A 299-nucleotide genomic window follows, 5' to 3' on the forward strand; every position below is an offset into this window, starting at 1 on the left:
CTGCTGAATGCCGCCCAGCTTTCCGGAGAGGTAACAGTGAACTGGCAAGCCGGTAGCCTGGTTCAACATCCGGCCGGTGGTGCCGGAGGCGATGACAGTGTTCCGAGACAGGATACCACTGTAGGCGGTGCAGAACTGAAGTGCAAGTTCTTTGCGGGAATCATGTGCAAGAATGGCAATTGTCATAATTCGCCCTCTCCTTTGTACTCGTGTCGTCATGCGGACATCTGTTTGAAATGGATTGCAGTTGTGAGAAGAACAGTTCCGGGCACATTTCAAAACGCCCCGCAGAACTGATT

General features: G+C 52.5%; 1 pseudogene. It reads right to left on the reverse strand.

What is annotated here, in order from left to right:
* Positions 1-186 (reverse strand): annotated as a pseudogene (locus P0G09_RS19040) (methylglyoxal synthase); the annotation flags it as partial.
* Between the last annotated feature and the right edge of the window lie 113 nt (positions 187-299).

Source organism: Faecalibacterium sp. DFI.5.82, assembly GCF_029076575.1.
GTDB lineage: Bacteria > Bacillota > Clostridia > Oscillospirales > Ruminococcaceae > Faecalibacterium > Faecalibacterium duncaniae.